Annotated in this window: 17 protein-coding genes; 4 read left to right on the top strand and 13 right to left on the bottom strand. The window is 62.6% G+C overall.

What is annotated here, in order from left to right; translation table 11 throughout:
• Window positions 1-38: 38 nt before the first annotated feature.
• The gene (locus tag GWE18_RS02900) at window positions 39-1,025 is read right to left on the bottom strand and encodes an ABC transporter substrate-binding protein (RefSeq protein ID WP_275184283.1); all 987 of its coding nucleotides are present in this window, start codon (window positions 1,023-1,025) and stop codon (window positions 39-41) included.
• A gap of 264 nt (window positions 1,026-1,289) precedes the next feature.
• Between GWE18_RS02900 and GWE18_RS02905 the strand changes: the two genes are divergently transcribed.
• A complete protein-coding gene (locus GWE18_RS02905) occupies window positions 1,290-2,084 on the top strand; it encodes a creatininase family protein (RefSeq protein ID WP_275184284.1) in 795 nt (264 codons plus the stop codon).
• Here GWE18_RS02905 and GWE18_RS02910 read toward each other — a convergent pair whose 3' ends face one another.
• From GWE18_RS02910 to GWE18_RS02925, 4 genes are all read right to left on the bottom strand, one after another.
• Window positions 2,085-2,930: an alpha/beta hydrolase gene (locus tag GWE18_RS02910; RefSeq protein ID WP_275184285.1), complete on the bottom strand. Its 846-nt coding sequence runs from the start codon at window positions 2,928-2,930 to the stop codon at window positions 2,085-2,087.
• Window positions 2,931-3,041: 111 nt separating this feature from the next.
• The gene (locus GWE18_RS02915; RefSeq protein ID WP_275184286.1) at window positions 3,042-4,451 is read right to left on the bottom strand and encodes an FAD-binding oxidoreductase; all 1,410 of its coding nucleotides are present in this window, start codon (window positions 4,449-4,451) and stop codon (window positions 3,042-3,044) included.
• A 5-nt stretch (window positions 4,452-4,456) separates the two neighbouring features.
• Window positions 4,457-5,272 (bottom strand): cysteine hydrolase family protein, encoded by an 816-nt coding sequence (locus GWE18_RS02920; RefSeq protein WP_275184287.1) that lies wholly within the window; start codon window positions 5,270-5,272, stop codon window positions 4,457-4,459.
• Window positions 5,269-5,706, bottom strand: coding sequence for a cupin domain-containing protein (locus tag GWE18_RS02925; RefSeq protein ID WP_057850920.1), 438 nt, complete (start codon window positions 5,704-5,706; stop codon window positions 5,269-5,271). Before GWE18_RS02925 ends, GWE18_RS02920 begins: the two co-directional genes overlap by 4 nt.
• A gap of 182 nt (window positions 5,707-5,888) precedes the next feature.
• Between GWE18_RS02925 and GWE18_RS02930 the strand changes: the two genes are divergently transcribed.
• Both GWE18_RS02930 and dusA read left to right on the top strand, forming a co-directional pair.
• Window positions 5,889-6,791: a LysR family transcriptional regulator gene (locus GWE18_RS02930; protein ID WP_135172950.1), complete on the top strand. Its 903-nt coding sequence runs from the start codon at window positions 5,889-5,891 to the stop codon at window positions 6,789-6,791.
• A gap of 360 nt (window positions 6,792-7,151) precedes the next feature.
• Complete coding sequence (gene dusA / locus GWE18_RS02935; protein WP_275184288.1) at window positions 7,152-8,141, top strand: tRNA dihydrouridine(20/20a) synthase DusA; 990 nt, start codon at window positions 7,152-7,154, stop codon at window positions 8,139-8,141.
• Between the two features lie 66 nt (window positions 8,142-8,207).
• On the opposite strand, the gene GWE18_RS02940 is transcribed toward dusA, so the two are convergent.
• From GWE18_RS02940 to GWE18_RS02960, 5 genes are all read right to left on the bottom strand, one after another.
• Complete coding sequence (locus GWE18_RS02940; protein ID WP_275184289.1) at window positions 8,208-9,284, bottom strand: maleylacetate reductase; 1,077 nt, start codon at window positions 9,282-9,284, stop codon at window positions 8,208-8,210.
• A gap of 72 nt (window positions 9,285-9,356) precedes the next feature.
• The gene (locus GWE18_RS02945) at window positions 9,357-10,733 is read right to left on the bottom strand and encodes an MFS transporter (protein ID WP_275184290.1); all 1,377 of its coding nucleotides are present in this window, start codon (window positions 10,731-10,733) and stop codon (window positions 9,357-9,359) included.
• Between the two features lie 43 nt (window positions 10,734-10,776).
• Entirely contained in the window at window positions 10,777-11,802 is a 1,026-nt protein-coding gene (locus GWE18_RS02950; RefSeq protein ID WP_275184291.1) for an amidohydrolase family protein, read from the bottom strand.
• Between the two features lie 27 nt (window positions 11,803-11,829).
• Entirely contained in the window at window positions 11,830-13,062 is a 1,233-nt protein-coding gene (locus GWE18_RS02955; RefSeq protein WP_275184292.1) for an acyl-CoA dehydrogenase family protein, read from the bottom strand.
• 54 nt (window positions 13,063-13,116) lie between these two features.
• Complete coding sequence (locus tag GWE18_RS02960; protein WP_057850316.1) at window positions 13,117-13,635, bottom strand: flavin reductase family protein; 519 nt, start codon at window positions 13,633-13,635, stop codon at window positions 13,117-13,119.
• 176 nt (window positions 13,636-13,811) lie between these two features.
• On the opposite strand from GWE18_RS02960, the gene GWE18_RS02965 reads away from it, so the two are divergent.
• Window positions 13,812-14,294 (top strand): MarR family winged helix-turn-helix transcriptional regulator, encoded by a 483-nt coding sequence (locus GWE18_RS02965; RefSeq protein ID WP_275184293.1) that lies wholly within the window; start codon window positions 13,812-13,814, stop codon window positions 14,292-14,294.
• A gap of 86 nt (window positions 14,295-14,380) precedes the next feature.
• Here the strand turns inward: GWE18_RS02965 and GWE18_RS02970 are convergent, their stop codons facing one another.
• The 3 genes from GWE18_RS02970 to GWE18_RS02980 all read right to left on the bottom strand — a co-directional run bounded on the left by GWE18_RS02970 (window position 14,381) and on the right by GWE18_RS02980 (window position 16,000).
• A complete protein-coding gene (locus GWE18_RS02970; RefSeq protein WP_275184294.1) occupies window positions 14,381-14,575 on the bottom strand; it encodes a hypothetical protein in 195 nt (64 codons plus the stop codon).
• A 320-nt stretch (window positions 14,576-14,895) separates the two neighbouring features.
• Complete coding sequence (locus GWE18_RS02975; RefSeq protein WP_275184295.1) at window positions 14,896-15,231, bottom strand: hypothetical protein; 336 nt, start codon at window positions 15,229-15,231, stop codon at window positions 14,896-14,898.
• A 214-nt stretch (window positions 15,232-15,445) separates the two neighbouring features.
• Window positions 15,446-16,000 carry a TIGR02281 family clan AA aspartic protease gene (locus GWE18_RS02980; protein ID WP_275184296.1) on the bottom strand — a complete coding sequence of 185 codons (555 nt, stop codon included), beginning with the start codon at window positions 15,998-16,000 and terminating at the stop codon, window positions 15,446-15,448.
• Window positions 16,001-16,010: the final 10 nt, after the last annotated feature.

Consider the following 16,010-nt stretch of genomic DNA (forward strand, 5'->3'; position numbering starts at 1 on the left):
ACCGGACCATTGCAAGCTTCGCGCCTGCGCGCCGTGCGCTAGAATCCGATCTTCAGATCCTTGACAAAGCGATCAGTGAACGCCTTTTGCCATTCGGTCTTTGGATCGAGCAGGTTGGCGGTGACCAGGAAGTCATAGGTTTGCTTCCATCGCGCAGCCGTCATGATGCCGATTCCGCCGGTGGCGGCATCGCCGCCGTCGAGCGCTTTGGTCCGCTTCAGCTTGTCGATCGCGAATGCGATCTGGGCGTCGGTCATTTTCGGGTTGTCGGCTTTGATCAGGGCGTTGGCCGGTTCCGGGTTTTTGAGGTAGTCACGCCAGCCCTCGAGCGATGCCTTGACGAAGCGCGCCACCACATCGGGCTTTTCGGCGAGCATCTTCTCGGTGGTCACGATCGTCGAGCCGTAGGGCGGATAGCCACCGTCGGCGAACAGGAAGAATTTTGCCTTGACGCCCTGCTGCTGCACCTGGAACGGTTCGGACGAGAGATAGGCCTGCTGCGACACCGTGGGGTCGGCAAAGAACGGTTGCAGGTTGAAAGTGTAAGCGCGGATCTGGTCGTCGGTGTAGCCGTATTTGGCGCGCAGCCACGGCCAGAACGTGGTCCGCGACGAACCGGAGATCAGGATCGGCTTGCCTTTCAAGGCGGCGAGTTCTGCCACATCGTCATGGGCCATGATGCCTTGCAGATCGAACTGGAACGAGGAGGCCACCGTCACCAGCGGCAGTCCCTGTTCGCGGCCCTTCAGCACCTGGATGTCGTAGCCCATCAGGAGATCCGTCTCGCCGGCCAGCAGGAGCTGCGATCCGTTCACCTGCGGCCCACCCATCTTGATGGTGACGTCGAGCCCGGCCTTCTCATAAAGCCCGGTCGCCTTGGCTTGGTAGAAGCCGCCATGTTCGGCCTGAGCGAACCAGCTGGTCAGAAATGTCACCTTGTCGGCGGCGGTCGACGGGGCGACGAAGGCAAGGCAAGCCGCGGTGACGAGCAGGGCGCGGGACACGATGGTCATGACAGCGTTCATGGCAACCTCGGTGTGATCTCGATCGGATGGAATTCCGATGGCGGCGGAATCCCGGTGGCAGCGTTCCCGGCACTGCAAAAGATGCACGCGTCGTCTGTCATCCGGAAGCATTTTGATTCGAGGCATACGTTGCCTTTTAGGCAACGTACAAAAACCCCGGGCCACGCCACTGCGCACCATTGTCAACGGCTCCGCGATGCCATAGTCGGACATCATGGTCGTGCGCGCCGCAACCGCGCGGTGCGGCGTGAAAAGGAGCCGAACATGGACAAGCCGCGCCGCCGGGTCTGGTGGGATGAATACGCCTCGCGTGAATTCGAAAGCCTCGATCCAGAGAGCACCATCACCATCCTTCCGATCGCCGCCATCGAGCAGCACGGGCCGCATCTGCCGGTTGGCGTCGACGCGGCGATCAACCGTGGCATGCTCGAGACACTGGTCGATCGTCTGCCCGATGATCTCGACATCCGGATCCTGCCGGTCCAGCAGGTCGGAAAATCCAACGAGCATCTGCGGATGCCCGGCACCTTGACCTTGTCGGCGGCAACGCTGATCGAGGCCTGGACCGAGCTCGGATTGTCGGTCGCGCGTGCCGGCGTGCGGAAACTCGTGATCGTCAACTCGCACGGCGGCAACGACGAGGTGATGGGCATCATCGCGCGCGAACTGCGAGTGCGCGCCGACATGCTGGTGGTCAAGTCTGCCTGGTCGCGGCTCGGCAAGCCGGCCGGCCTCTACAGCGAGCGCGAGCTGAAATTCGGCATTCACGGCGGTGACGTCGAGACCTCGCTGATGCTGCATTTCCGCCCGGAGCTGGTCGACATGGCTCGCGCACAGGACTTCCGGTCCGTTGCCGAGGACGACGAAGCGGCCTTCAACCATCTCAGACCGACCGGGTTCATTGCCTATGCCTGGATCGCCGGCGACCTCAATCCCGATGGCGCGGTCGGCGAAGCGCACAAGGCCACCGCCGACAAGGGCCGTCTCACCGCCGAGCACGCCTCGGGGGAATTCATCAAGCTCCTGTACGACGTGAAGGCGGCGAAGCTGCCGCGCTGATCAACCGCGCTCGAACAGCTGCCGGATCAGGGTCGTGATCCGCCCGATCGGCGAGCCCAGCGCGAGCATGACCGAGAAGTGGTCGGCGCCGGGAATTTCCTCATAGCTCACCGGCAATCCATTGACGGCGCGGTGCGCTGCCATGTCGGCGGTCTGCTGGCGCAGCATCGGCAGTTCGGCCCCGCCGACCACCAGCGCCAGCGGCGCCGAAGGGCCTGCCGAGTGCAGCAGCGGCGAACTGCGCCGCGACATCGCTTCGTCGAGCTTGAGCTTGACGTTGAGATAGCTGTGGCGGATCGGTTCGAGATCGAAGATGCCGCTGATCGCAATGCCTGCCTTTACACGCGGATGCGACAGCGCCATCGCCGCCAGATGTCCACCTGCCGACCAGCCGGATACGACAATACGGCTCGGGTCGCCGCCGAGCGCGGGAAGCTGATCAACCAGGGCGTCGAGAGCCCGATGGATCTCGAAAACAATCTCGTCCATGGTCGCCTCCGGCGCCAGAGTGTAGCCGATCAGCGCGACATTGATGCCGTGAGCCATCGGTCCCTCGGCGAACCAGCTGACGGTTTCCTTCGAGCGCATCTGCCAGTAGCCGCCATGGATCAGCACCAGCGTCGGGCCGCCGTCGGCGGCTTTGAGGAAATCGGTCCGATTACGGTCGCGTGGACCGTATCTCAAGTCGAGATGCGCGGAATGCTTGTCCCGCACGGCGGAGGAGCGCTGCTCCCAGCTCGCGACAAGTTCGGCACTGCCCGGGACGGCGGCGCTGTTGTTGAGCCCGAGGTCGCGCTGCTCCTGGCTCATTGATCGCCAGTTCGTCTCGCCGAATACCGTCGCCATCGTGATGTCCTTGGATGCCGTTGATCGCGAATCCACCTTGCCTAAAATCGTCCTTCATAACGCTGGACCCGTCATAGCAGCTGCGATTGCAGCGAGCACTCCGGACCCCCATCAGTCGGTCGACATGGGCCCGTCACGCTCCGCCACGAAGCTGCGCATCTTGCCGGGATTGAGCAGGCCGTAGGGATCGACTTCGTGCTTGAATCCAAGCTGATCGACGTCGACGCGCTTGTAGCGGCTGCCGTCTTCGACGGTGTATACGTGCGGATTGGCGATATGGACCTCGTGCGCCTCGTGCAGGCGGATAATCTCGTTTAGCCGCTCCGCGTCGCTGTACCGCACCACGGGCAGTCCGCTGCAGGTCAACTGGCCGTTGAAACGGATGAACTCGAGATGCTGCAGCACCTCGTCCGGAAACATCGTACGCATCTCGTCAACCTTCTGCAGGAGCCGGTCATGAGGGTACAGGCATTGCAGATAGGTCACACTGCGGTCGTTCTTGAGCACCTGCAGGGTGGTATGATTCCAGGTGTATTCGTACAGCGGCACCTTGCCGGAGCCTTCGTCGTCAGTCGGCATCTCCAGGGTAATGGTGCCGCGATCGCCGAGCAGATTCTTGAAGTGTTTCAGCGAGTGCTCAGCGATCATCGCGATCAGGATACTCTTGCCCTCGGGACAACAGGATTTCAGCGCACCAAAATAGGCTGGCAGCGGCCATGTGATGGGCGACAGCAGCTTCTTGACGATGCCGTCGGAAAGCGCCGCCGCCTGGCCGAATTCGACCGCGGCCAGGAAATCGTCGAAAACGACCACCACATCGATCCATGGCCACGCCGGCGCCAGCGGCATTTCGAGCGCGGTAATGATGCCCGTGGTGCCGTAGGCACGGTTGATCTTCTGCGCCGCGTCGTCGCGCAGTTCGATGATGCGGGGCTCTGGTTCCATGGTGACGATGCGCGCGGCGAGGATGTTGCCGGGTTCGCGCAAGCCGCCATAGGTGATCGAGCCGACGCCGCCGGATCCGCCGGCGACGAACCCGCCAATGGTCGCGGTACGCTTGGTGGAGGGATGCATCCGCAGCTCATAGCCGGAGGGCCGTGTAGCGGCGTCGATCGCATTCATTTTTGCACCGGCGCCGACGCGGATCTGTCCGGGTCTGATCCATTCGATCGTGTCAAGCGCGGTGACGTCGAGCAGCACGCCGCCGGCGAGCGGTACGGCTTGGCCATAATTACCGGTGCCACCGGCCCGCACTGTCAGTGGCACACGGTGACGTACGCAGGCCGCGACGACGCGAACAATATCGGCCTCGTCGCGTGGCGCGACGATCAGATCGGCCGACTTGTCGTTGAGCTGATCGTTGAGGACCGGGCTGTACCAGAAGAAATCACGCGAGCGCCGGCGCACGATAGTGGGATCAGTCACGACCGGGATATCGCCGAGACTGGCGAGCAGCGATGCTAGTCTATCTGTCGATGGATGCCGGTTGGATGAGGCGTCAAACGGCGTGAGATCGTTCATGGCGCTTACCTCGGCAATCGCGGCCCGCAGCTGGCGAGGGCAGCGGTAAGGATGGAAGACTCCAGCACGAAGCCGAAGCATTGGTTTACGTTGTAGACGGTCGCAGCCATACAGTAGTCCGGTGAGGTGGTGGCTGCGCAGTCGCACAGCAGCATGCAGTCGTAGCCATGGAAGTTGGCATCCTGCAGCGTGCAGAGCACGCACTGGTCGGCATTGACCCCGGCGAACAAGAGCGTCGTGACATTGAGGTTGCGCAGGATGCTATCGAGTTCGGTGTCCTGGAATCCTGACATGCGATACTTGGCGACATGAATGTCGGTGGACTCGACGGTCAGCTCCTCGACAATCGAAGCCGACCAGCTGCCGCGTTCCAGCACTCGCGCACCGGAGCCCGGCAGCCGGTCACCGAGGCCGATGCCTGTGCCGGACCGCTTGTAGACATGCAGCAGAGCTGGGCTGAGGTTGAGTCGATCGGGCCGGTTGCCCCAGTTGAGCCAGATCACCGGCACGTCGATACCGCGCAGCACCGGCAACAGCCGTTGCAGCGGCGCGATCGGCGCGCGTGCCGGCGTCACGTCGACACCGATGTGGCCGAGCCAGCCGTCCGGATGGCAGAAGTCGTTCTGCATGTCGATGACGATGATGGCGGTGCGCGCGAGATCGAAGGTCACGAGCTTGGCGCCGACATCGATCGTCACCGGCTGCGGCACGATCGGCGGCCGCACAAGGTTTGCCTGGGTCGCCGAGACTGACCAGCGATTGCGCGCGCTGGCGCCGAGTGGCACGAGATCATCGACCGGTTGGAGGCGGATATTGGTCATCGTTGACCCGCCACGTCGCGTCCCTGCAGCACAGCGATGTCATCGGCCTCGACCTCGACCGGTTCGCCGCCGCGGATCAATTCGGCAAAGCCTTCGTTCGGTGTCATCACCGTCAGGCAATACAGCTTGCCGGCTCCGGTGTTCTCGATCACGTGTTCGGAGCCGGGATGTAGCAGCAGCGAGTCGCCCTTTCTTATCGGCAGTGTCTTGTCGTCGCAGCGCGCGACGCCTTCGCCGTGCAGCACATGGAAGAATTCGTGCGCGGCTGCATGTTCGTTGGGCGGCGTCGCGCCGCCCGGCCGGAAGATCTCGATGACGAAGATATTGTCGATCCGGTCACTCTCATGATCGAACAGCATCACGAAATAGTTGGTGTCCGTCGGCGAGATGCGGAAGGCCTTGGACTGAGCGAGGTTTTCGACGCTGAACGCCATTGAGGAGACTCCTGATTGCGGTCGGTTCGACGGCGTGAGGCGTACGCGTGACGAGCCACGATAGATTCAGCACGCCGAAAGGCTTGCACAAAAGCGCTTTATTTCGCAAACACTGTTGCCTTTCAGGCAACGTAACAGCATCGCTTCGGAGCGAGGACTTTTTTTCAAGCAGGAGCAAGGGGATGCTGCACAGCCGCCTGTTGACCTATGTGGACGAGGTGGCGCGCACCGGATCGATCCGCAAGGCTGCGAGCCATCTCAACGTCGCGGCCTCCGCCATCAGCCGCCAGATTCTTGCGCTTGAGACCGAGCTCGGCACGCCCATTTTCCAAAGGCTGCCGCGCAAGCTGATTCTGACTGCGGCGGGTGAGGTGCTGGTCGGCCATATTCGCCAGACCCTGAAGGAATTGACCCGCGCCCAGGGCAAGATCGAGGAATTGAAGGGGTTGCGCCGGGGCGAGATCACGGTGGCGATGATGAGCGGTCTCGCCTCGAACCTCGTGCCCGGCACTGTCAAGCAGTTTCGTGTCTCCAATCCCCGGGTGCGGCTCTGCCTGACGCTGCTGACCACCGGGGAGGACATTCAATCCGCGGTCGCCAGTGGCGAGGCCGACCTCGGCATCGGCTTCGATTTCACCCGCGGCAGTCATCTCAAGGTGCTGGCCCGGGCCGCCGGCAAGCTCGGCGCGGTGATGGCGCCGAGCCATCCGCTCGCCAAGCGCAACCAGATCCGGCTCGGCGACTGCGTCGACTATCCGTTGGTGATTGCCGACGGGTCGACCGTGATCAGGCCCTACCTGGATTCGGCATTTGCGAAAGCCTCGCTGGAACCGCTGCCGATCATCGAAACCAATGCCATCGAGATCATGCGCCACGCCGCCATTCTTGATAATGGCATCACCTTTCTTACGCCGTTCGACATCGAGTTCGAGCGGCGCGTCGGCCGCCTGGTCTATGTGCCGGTGCGCGAGTTGGCGCACGAGACGCAGACGCTCATGCTGATCGGCCACGAGCGCGGGACGAGCGCGATCGCCAGCGTGCTCGCGGAAATGCTGAAGGCGATGATGCGTGAAGCCGCGGCGTGAGCGACCAGCGCGTCACCCGCAGTCATTGCGGGGCGGGCCGCAGCCGCTTCGCGCTCAATGCGACATGAAGGCCCAACGGGTCGATCAGGCGTCTGTGTCGCGACGGTGCCGCTCCCATTTCAAGTTCGGCCAGCTGGCGTAGTTGGACGCAGCCAAAACATTGCGTTGAGGCGTGGTACTGCACGGGCAATTTGGTACTGCCACGCAGTACCGGGCAGCGTGAAAACAAATGAAAATCGGCGCGCGATCGGATCAAGCCTTTGAAAAGAAGGGAAAATGCCTTAGCTCTGAAGCTTCAGATTGTCCGTCGAACCAAAATCGATTGGACGGACAAAGATGATTAAGTGCAATGAAAACAACATGTTAGAACATCGCTTTTCCGTCGCACCCATGATGGACTGGACCGATCGGCATTGCCGCGTCTTCCACCGTCTGATGACGCGGCGGGGCCGGCTCTACACGGAGATGCTGACGACCGGCGCCATCATTCATGGCGACCGCAGGCGTTTGCTCGGCTTCGACCGGAGCGAGCATCCGGTCGCGCTGCAGCTCGGCGGGTCGGAGCCGGCCGATCTCGCGACCGCAGCCAGAATCGGCGAGGATTGCGGCTACGACGAAATCAACCTCAATGTCGGCTGTCCGTCCGACCGGGTGAAGGACGGCCGCTTCGGCGCATGCCTGATGGCGGAGCCGGCACTGGTCGCCGACGGCGTTGCCGCCATGAAGCGCGCGGTCAAGATTCCCGTCACCGTCAAATGCCGGATCGGCATCGATGATCAGGATCCGGAAACTGCGCTCGACGTGCTGGCGCGCGGCGTGATCGCAGCGGGCGCTGACGCGCTGATCGTGCACGCCCGAAAGGCCTGGCTCAACGGATTGTCGCCGAAGGAAAACCGTGACATCCCGCCGCTCGATTACGACCGGGTCTACCGGCTGAAGGCCGCGCTGCCTGAGGTGCCCGTCATCATCAATGGCGGCATCGGCAGCCTTGCGGAGGCAAAGCGGCATCTCGACCATGTCGACGGCGTGATGTTGGGGCGGGCGGCCTATCAGGAGCCCTGGCGATTGCTCGAGGTCGACCCGGAATTGTTCGGCGAGGCGGCACCATACGCCACCATGAAGGATGTATTCGAAGCGATGCTTCCCTACATCGAAGAACAGTTGGCGCAGGGAGCAAAGCTGCATTCGATGACGCGGCACTTCGTCGGCGCGTTTCACGGCGTCCCCGGCGCGCGCGCTTTTCGCCGCCATCTGGCGGAGAAGGGCGTCAGGCCAGGGGCCGGTGTCGATGTGCTGCGTGATGCCATCGCGCTGGTCGAGGACCGCGCGGCGGAGCCGGTCGCGGCGTAAAGCCTGACGTGCACGACGGCGTCGGTGATCGCGGCTTCGTCAAAGTTGCGCATGTCGATATTCTCTTCAGGAGATGGTGAGGGTGGTTTGCGGAGCGTCGCCGCGCCAGGCCCGCGCGATTAATTCGCGGATCGCCTCTGGCTCGATCGGGCGCGGATTCCAGTAGGGATTTTTCACGGCGAGGTCGGCGGCCTGGTCGATGCCGGCCTCGGGCATGCCGATCTCGCGCAGCGATGCCGGCGCAGCAAGCTTTCGCGCCAGATCGTAGAGGCCGAGCGCCGGGTCGGGCACGCCAAGCGCGGCGGCGATGCGCGTCATCGCTTCAGGCGCAGCGGGCGCGTTGTAGGCGAGGGCATGTGGGAGAATGACAGTATGCGTCTCTGCATGCGGCAGATTGAACGATCCGCCCAGCGTATGGCAGAGCTTGTGATGCAGGGCCATGCCGACGGCGCCGAGGCAGATGCCGCAGAGCCAGGCGCCATAGAGCGCGTCGGTGCGCGCGGCTCTGTCATTCGGCTGGGCGCAAACTATTGGCAGCGCCTGCGCCAGCGTGCGGATTCCCTCCTCCGCCATCAGCGATATCACGGGATTACGATCGCGCGCGTAGAGCGCTTCGACCGCATGCGCGATGGCGTTGATGCCTGATGTCGCGGACAATCCCGCCGGCATCGTCATGGTCAGGTCGACGTCGTAGATGACGATTTCAGGGAGAATTTTCGGACTCGACTGCGTGGTCTTGATCCTGCCGCTGGTCTGGCCGACGACCGGCGTCATTTCCGAGCCGGCGTAGCTGGTCGGCAGCACGATTTGCGGCAGGTCGGTGCGCAACGCAATTGCCTTGCCGAGGCCGGTGGTCGAACCGCCGCCGATCGCCACGAGGCAATCGGCCCGCACGTCGCGCACGGTTTCCATGGCCCGTTCCGTTACCTCGACGGGCGTATGCATGACGGCGCCGGTGAAAACGCCGGCAAAGCGTTCACCGATCATCTCCCGGATGCCGGCGACGAGGTCTTTCTGCCGTGGGGTCGCCAGCACGAGCGCGCGGGTGACGCCGAGGCGGGACAATTCGTCGGGCAATTGACGCAACGTGCCGGTGCCGAACACCACCCGCATCGGTGCGCTCTGGTAGACGAAATCTTGCATGGTCGCTCCTTGCGGACGAAATGGCCGGCTCCAGATCGATTCCGGAGCCGGACCTCCCGCATTGAGACCTCCTCAAGAGGCGGGCTGTGCAACCTTGCGCAAGCCGGCCGTCTCTTCAAGGCTGCTCGCGGGGGCGCTCGCCGGCCGCCGGGCCAGCAGGATAATCGCCCCGGCGGCAATCGCGGAGATGCCGATCGACACGAACATCGGCGTCGGGCTCTGGTAGATCTGCTGCAACGCGCCGGCGACGAACGGGCCGAGAATGGCGCCGACGCGCGCGACCCCGAGTTCCATTCCAACTGCGGTGGCGCGCACGCCGGTCTCGTAGGACGCCGCGGTAAAATTGTTCAGCACGAACTGCGCGCCGATGATGAAGAAGCCGGCGGCCGCCACCGACGTGATGTTGACGATGTGATCGTTCATCACCACGAGGGAGAGCACTGCGATGCCGCCGATCGCCCACCAGGTTGCGATCAGCCCGCGGCTGCTGCCGGACCTGTCGACAAAGTGTCCAAGCACGAGCGCGCCGACGAACGACATGATCTGCATCAGCGCGCCGAAGCCGAAGCTTGCCGCAAAGGTTTCTCCGCGCTGCATCATCACGGTCGGAATCCAGCCTGACAGACCGAAGATGCAGAACAGGCTGAGGAAAGCCGATGCCCAGATCGCGAATGTGGTCCGGCGATATTTGGCCTGGAGCAGCGTCGCGACCGAATTGACCGGCTTCTCGGACTCACCGACAGCAATTTCGGCTGACTTGTAGACATTGGCACGCTCCGGACGGAGCTTGGTCAGCATGTCGCGGATTTCGCCGGTGCGGCCCTGAAGGGCGAGAAACTTCGGCGATTCCGGCAGCATCAGGTGCATGAAGGGCAGCAGCAGGAACGACAGCGAGCCGATCCAATATAACGAGGTCCAGCCGAATACCGGCGTCGCGAACACGCCGGCGACACCGGCCAGCGTTCCGCCGAGCGCCCAGCCAAGCGCAACGCCCCATAAAGCAAACGTATTCGCCACGCGCCGCGGCGCCAGTTCGTTGATGTAGGTGGTCGCGAGCGGCAGCAGCACGCCAAGGCCGATGCCGGTGAGCAGCCGCAGGATGCAGAACGACAGGAACGAGTCCGCCGAGGTCGCGGTGAGCAGGGTGAAGATGCTGGTGATCCACAGGCCCCCGAGCAGCGTGCCGCGACGGCCGAGGCGGTCGGCGATGATGCCGTGGATCGCAGCACCGAGCAGGAATCCGACCAACCCGCTGGAGATCAACAGCCCCGCCTGTCCGGCCTGAAGACCCCACGGCTTTGCGACATAATGAATGACGTAAGCCGGATTGAACGTGTCATATCCGTCGAACAGCGTAAGCAGTCCCATGATGGCGCCGAGGCGCCAGTGAAATTTTCCGACCTTTGCCTCGGCTAGTTCCTCGTGAAGATCGATTGCCTTCGCAGTCATGGCCGTATCCCTCCCAGATGGTGATTATGTCGTGTGAGACCGCTTATTCCGCGGCTTGATGGATGCTGTGCCCGGCGATCGTGGTTTCGCCGAGATCGAGCTTGAACAGGTCGAGCGCATTTGTTCTGCCGATCTTCAGGCGATCGTTCTCGCTGATGCTGGCGCTGTTGAACCAGTCCGAGGCGTGATCGACGTTTTCGAACGGCCAATCGACCGAGAACAGGATGTGGTCCGATCCGATCTCGAGAATGGAATCGATCAGCGTTTGCGTACGGAAATTGCCCGACGTGGTCAGGAAGAAGTTGGCGTTGAAGTAGTCGCAGATCTTCTTCTTCGCCTTGTGCTTCGGCGGCGCCTTGACCCAGCCGTTGCGGTGATCGATGCGCCACATGCTGTAGGGCAGTCCTTCGCCCATGTGCCCGAGGATGATCTTGAGTTTTGGATAGGCATCGAACAGGCCGGAGCCCATCAGGCGCAGCGCGTGAACCGCGGTCTCCTGTCCGAACGCCCAGGTTGGGCCCATCAGCCACGGGTGCCCTTCATAAATCGCGCAATCCTCCGGCAGCGGATTGCGCGGATGCAGATAGAAGGGCAGGCCGGTCTTCTCGACCGCCGCCCAGAACGGCCAGTATTGCGGCAGGTCGTAATAAACGGGGCGCTTGCCGTCGCCGATCTGCGAGAAGCCGTTGACCAGCACGCCGCGGAAGCCGAGCGTCTTGATGCAGCGCTCGAGCTCGGCGATCGCAAGATCCGGATCCTGCATCGGCAGCGCGGCAAAAGCCTGAAAGCGCGACGGGCGCTTGGCGACTTGTTCGGCGAGGAAATCATTAGCCCGGATCGCAATCTCGTTGGCGCGAGCGACGTCGGGAATCGCCTGCACCGCGGGGGCGTTCAAGGACAGGATCATCATTTCGACGCCATGCCGGTCCATCTGGGCCAGCCGCTTGTCCTGGATATCCAGAAGGCGTTCCTTCAGTTCCGGCCAATAGGAATCCGGGACAAAGCCCGCCGAATCCATCAGCGTGTCCGGGATTGCGAAGTGTTCCTCTAGCGCGATCTTGCCCTGCATATCGTCCTCGCTGATATCTGATGTTGATTAGTACTGGCCTTGCGGCGTCAGCCCGAGCGCGAGCTGGCCGTACATGGTGCCGACGGCATCCCAGTTCATGCTGATGTGACGGCCGACGGCATTGGCGTCGCGCCAGGCGCGCTGCACCGGGTTGGAGAGATCGAGGCCAAGCCCGCCGGTCGAGGCGTTCAGCGCTTCAGTGGCGCGAATGGCGAGCGCAACCGAAAAGGCCTGGCCGCGGCGGCTGATAATACGGTCCTCGATCGAAACCGGCCGGCCATCGCGGATCGTCGCCGCGCGATCCCTGAGATCGCGCAGCAGCACTTCGCGCGCGGCATCGACGGAGGCGGCCGCTTCCGCAACGCGCAACTGGACGGTCGGGAAATCCGCCATGCGGTTGTTGTGGCCGGCCACCGCGCCGCGGGTGATCCGCCTGGAGGTGACGGCAAGGTAGTCTTCCAGCGCGCCGGCCGCGGCGCCGACCGCGGCCGAAGCCAGGCAGGAAGGGATGTTCGACAGCATCGGAATCGCGAAGGTGGGGTTGTTGGCATAGAGCGCGGCGCCCGGCGTTTTCCCGGATGTGGTGTCGGCGAACGACAACAGGCGATGCGCGGGCACGAACACGTCCGACAGCACCAGCGTCTTGCTGCCGGTGCCGCTGAGGCCGACGACGTTCCAGGTATCGTCGATGACGTAGTCGGAAGCGGGGACCAGCAGGAAGGCCGGCGCAAACTGGCCGCTTTCGGTCTTCGACGGCAACAGCGCCGCGCACAACGACCATTGCGCGTTGTCGCAGCCGCTGGCAAACGACCAGCGTCCGGTGAGGCGATAGCCGCCGTCGGCTTCGATCGCCTTGGCGGCCGGCGCATAGGAGCCGCAGGCCACTGCATCGGGATTGCTGACCCAGACGTCGCACTGCGCCGCTTCCGGAAATCCCGCGATCAGCCATTGATGGGCCGCGAGCAGGCCGCCGACCCAAGCCGTCGAGGCGCAGCTTTTCGCAAGCTCGATGTTCAGTTCGACCAGCACGTCGAAATCGTGCTCGTAGCCGCCGAACATCGCCGGTTTGACGATGTCGAAATAGCCGATGTTGCGTAGTGCGGTGATGTTCTCTTCCGGAACGCGGCCGGCCTTTTCCGTGGTGTGGGCGCGCGCCTTGATCTGCGGTGCGATCTGCGCCACGCGGCTCCGCAACTCGGCAATATCAGGGCGAAGCGACGGCTGTGCCGGCACGTCCTTCAACTGGGCGACTGATACCATTGGTTTGCTCCGTGTCTTCGATTGGTTGAAAGGCGGTCAGGCGCCGGGCGCGGTTCACGCAGCCTGGCTGTCGTGCGGCACCGAGAAGCAGTAGGTCGCGTCCTGGTAGATCAGCGGCTCGATCGGATCGCGCACGTTCACGGTCTCGGCTTCGCCGATGAAGATCGTGTGCGTGCCGTAGGGCACCGCGGCCGCCTTCTTGCAGAAGATGTTGATCTGCGCATCGGCGAGGTAGGTGACGCCCTCAGCCGATGTCATCCAGTCGCCGAGCCCGAACCGTTCTTCGGCCGGAAGCGCGCCGCTGAAGGCGGATGAAAGCGTGACCTGATCGCGGCGCAGCACGTTGACGCAGAAGCGGCGCGCCAAGAGCATGATGTCGTGCAGCAGCGTCTGTTGGTTGACGCAGACGATCAGCGAAGGCGGGTCGAGCGAGAGCGACGTCACCGCGGTTGCCGTCATTCCGTGGCGGCGGTTCTGGTCTGCAGACGTGATCACCGACACCGCCGCGGGAAATCGCCGCAACGCGCGCTTGAACGTTTCACGCAATTCGTCGGATGCCGAATCCAGCGACATGGTTTCCTCCACTGAACGATCCGCTCTTGTCCGGCGGTTTAACTTTCAGAAACAATAATTGCGTTTGCAAATGACAGTCAATCAGAAACTTTCAAATGCAACAATTGCCTTGAAAAGCGATCGGCGCGCGGCTATTGAAGGCGCGCAAAAGTTGCATCGGGGCGGAGCACAAGACCTTGTATAGGCTGACAAATTCCTTTCCCTACTTGCTCAACCGCGTCGGCGTTCGGATGGGTGAGCTGTTTTCCAGGCGCATTGCTGGCTACGGCGTGACGCTACCGATGTACCGCGTTATGGCTGCGCTCTGGGAGATCGGCGACCAGCGCCTCGGCGATCTCGCCGCGATGACGACGATCGAGATATCGACACTGTCGCGGCTGATCGGCGAGATGAAGCGGCGTGGCCTGGTGACGCGCACGCGGTTGAAAGACAATGCGCGCACCGTCGCGATCAATCTCACGCCCAAGGGACGCGCGCTGGTGGAAGAGTTGATCCCGATCGCCATCCACTTCGAGGAGGTTGCGGTGCGCGATTTCCCCTCGAAGAACATTTTGGATCTGAAGACGGTGCTCGCAGAAATCTACGAGAGCCTGAATTCGATCGAGCCCGAAATCGAGGAAGCCAACAAGGCGCGCAAGGCGGCAAGGCCGAAAGGTTGACACCTCTGCAGGCAATTTGCAGCGGGCGGGAGAACGCTGAACGCGCCTCCTCCTTTTGCTTTGTTATACCGGACTGGCGGTCGCCTTTAGCTGCGCATGGCGGCGCGGAAGCCGACGAAGCTCAACGCGCCAGCCACGATGACCGCAATCCAGCTTGGCCAGAACGGCACATCGACGCCATTCAAGGTGATGGACCATCCGATCACAATCCGGATCAACTGCAGAAGTGCGATCAGGGCAAAGATGGCGGCGGCAAGCGTGCAGAAGGTTCTTGTGGTCATTACCCATCTCCGATGCATACGAGGACGTGCTTGCAGACAAAATGGGGAGGGAGCGGCGCGGCGGCCACTCTCCTAAACAGGGAAGCGGCTTAACAGAGCCACTCTCGATGTGTCGCACAATCGCCGTTTAGCGACGCCGCGAGTTGGGATCACTTCCGCCTTTGGCACCTTTGAGAACGTGCCGACGGCGACTGGAGGATGCCTGTTTACCGGGGCGGACCAGAAGTGATCGGTACACCGTCAAAATGACGCGAATGACCCAAGGTGGACATCCGCGAAGGCTAAGATTGTCTCAGACCAATCACGATTTCCGCTGTGCTTCAGATGCTTTGGCGAATAGCTGCGTAGCTGTCATCGGTCCAAAAGTACTCGTGAATGGCGATCACGTCACAAGCGTCTGCCTTAGCCGCGCTCATTGCTTCGACTGTAAAGCTCGTGCCCGCGAGCAGGGTCGGCCCGCGTGGCGTCGGTATTTTTCCTAACGCATGAGATACCGCGCGTCCCGTGACGACGCCGTCGGGAAATTTAAGCACAAACGAGTATTTCGCCACATTAGGATTTGCAGCGAATTGCTTTGCAAGCTTGGGGCCGAGTGCTTTCTTCATTGAAGGCGCATCGGCCGGAACGTCGCGCAAGACAGCGGGTTTGAGGCTCATGATCGTACTGCTTGACAGTCGCCACCGGAAAAGTAGCGCTCAGGCGAATAGTAACGATTTGGTTCGCATTTCGCGATCAAAAAACATCGGACGCGTTACGGAAGCCTGAACATTGTGAATGTCCGGTTATGGCCCATCGCGTCGCTGTCGGCATGTCTGCTTTTGCGCCGCTCCTGGTGGCTAAGCGGTCATGACGAATTTATGAGTACGCACCCTAGTTCGCCGCCGAGCGGGAGCGTTTGCGGTTGGACGCCGCCTCGGGATAGCCGTGCAGCATCACCTTGTCGGCCTGCACGCCCCAGCTTTCCAGGCGATCCAGAAAACTCATGCCGAGCAGGTTGGTCTTCATCTGTCCCCGCGGCACGACCAGCGCCGGAACCGATTTCTCGACGAGCCCGCCGACCGCGAGGCGATCGAGCGTCAGCCGCGCCGCCTTGGTGTGACCGCCGGCGGTTTCGACGTCGACATTGTATTCGAGCATCTCGATCGGCAGGCCGATCGCCTTCGCCGTCTCCCAGGTCAACACCACCGAGGTCGCACCGGTGTCGATCACCATCGGCGCCTTGACGCCGTTGATCTTGGCGTGCAGCGCGAATTCGCCGGCTCTGCCGCGCGCGATCTGCACGGCTGGTGCCGGCTCCAAGCTGCGTTGCCGTAGCATTTTCGTGACCGAGTTGCTGGCGCGCGCGATCTGCTCCGGATCGCCATAGGCGACGACGGCGCCGGCAGTGGCAGCGAGCATCGCGAGAACGAGCATGATGCGGATCACAGCGCGCCTC

The organism is Bradyrhizobium sp. CSA112 (genome assembly GCF_029051645.1).
In the GTDB taxonomy this organism is placed as follows: Bacteria; Pseudomonadota; Alphaproteobacteria; order Rhizobiales; family Xanthobacteraceae; genus Bradyrhizobium.

Excerpts from the sequence above, each read along its gene's own strand:
- GWE18_RS02905 (WP_275184284.1), top strand. The coding sequence starts at position 1,290 with ATGGACAAGCCGCGCCGCCGGGTCTGGTGGGATGAATACGCCTCGCGT.
- GWE18_RS02930 (WP_135172950.1), top strand. The coding sequence starts at position 5,889 with ATGCTGCACAGCCGCCTGTTGACCTATGTGGACGAGGTGGCGCGCACC.
- GWE18_RS02925 (WP_057850920.1), bottom strand. The coding sequence starts at position 5,706 with ATGGCGTTCAGCGTCGAAAACCTCGCTCAGTCCAAGGCCTTCCGCATC.
- GWE18_RS02955 (WP_275184292.1), bottom strand. The coding sequence starts at position 13,062 with ATGGTATCAGTCGCCCAGTTGAAGGACGTGCCGGCACAGCCGTCGCTT.
- GWE18_RS02975 (WP_275184295.1), bottom strand. The coding sequence starts at position 15,231 with ATGAGCCTCAAACCCGCTGTCTTGCGCGACGTTCCGGCCGATGCGCCT.
- GWE18_RS02950 (WP_275184291.1), bottom strand. The coding sequence starts at position 11,802 with ATGCAGGGCAAGATCGCGCTAGAGGAACACTTCGCAATCCCGGACACG.
- GWE18_RS02970 (WP_275184294.1), bottom strand. The coding sequence starts at position 14,575 with ATGACCACAAGAACCTTCTGCACGCTTGCCGCCGCCATCTTTGCCCTG.
- GWE18_RS02945 (WP_275184290.1), bottom strand. The coding sequence starts at position 10,733 with ATGACTGCGAAGGCAATCGATCTTCACGAGGAACTAGCCGAGGCAAAG.
- GWE18_RS02915 (WP_275184286.1), bottom strand. The coding sequence starts at position 4,451 with ATGAACGATCTCACGCCGTTTGACGCCTCATCCAACCGGCATCCATCG.
- GWE18_RS02920 (WP_275184287.1), bottom strand. The coding sequence starts at position 5,272 with ATGACCAATATCCGCCTCCAACCGGTCGATGATCTCGTGCCACTCGGC.
- dusA (WP_275184288.1), top strand. The coding sequence starts at position 7,152 with ATGTTAGAACATCGCTTTTCCGTCGCACCCATGATGGACTGGACCGAT.
- GWE18_RS02940 (WP_275184289.1), bottom strand. The coding sequence starts at position 9,284 with ATGCAAGATTTCGTCTACCAGAGCGCACCGATGCGGGTGGTGTTCGGC.
- GWE18_RS02900 (WP_275184283.1), bottom strand. The coding sequence starts at position 1,025 with ATGAACGCTGTCATGACCATCGTGTCCCGCGCCCTGCTCGTCACCGCG.
- GWE18_RS02960 (WP_057850316.1), bottom strand. The coding sequence starts at position 13,635 with ATGTCGCTGGATTCGGCATCCGACGAATTGCGTGAAACGTTCAAGCGC.
- GWE18_RS02910 (WP_275184285.1), bottom strand. The coding sequence starts at position 2,930 with ATGGCGACGGTATTCGGCGAGACGAACTGGCGATCAATGAGCCAGGAG.